1 protein-coding gene is annotated in these 317 nt (G+C 67.2%); it reads right to left on the bottom strand.

What is annotated here, in order from left to right; genetic code table 11:
- A partial coding sequence (locus EN852_RS38090; RefSeq protein ID WP_281407857.1) for a histidine kinase dimerization/phospho-acceptor domain-containing protein occupies positions 1-317 on the bottom strand: 317 nt, incomplete at both ends.

The following is a 317-nucleotide window of genomic DNA, read 5'->3' as shown; positions in this document are numbered from 1 at the left end:
TCACCGCCGACAGAAGCTCCACCCTGTCCTGCTCGGGCAGATCAGGCGCGAACTCCTTGAGTGTGCCGGCCGCTCCCATGATGGCCGCGAGCGGCGTCTTCAGGTCATGCGAAATCGAGGTCAGCAGGGCCGAACGCAACCGGTCGGCTTCGGCGGCGAGCTTGGCGCGGTCGACATCGGCGACGAGCTGGACACGTTCGATCGCCACCGCCGCCTGATCGGCCAGCGCGTCGAGCAGCCGCTGCTGTTCGGGCGTCAAAAGCGGACCTTGCTTGTCATTGTCGAGGCCGACGACACCGATTGCCGTGCGCCCCGTG

It is taken from the genome of Mesorhizobium sp. M2E.F.Ca.ET.209.01.1.1 (assembly GCF_004010375.2).
Lineage (GTDB): Bacteria > Pseudomonadota > Alphaproteobacteria > Rhizobiales > Rhizobiaceae > Mesorhizobium.
The sequence above is the reverse complement of the archived record's forward strand: the minus strand, read 5'-3'. Positions and strand labels throughout refer to the sequence as shown.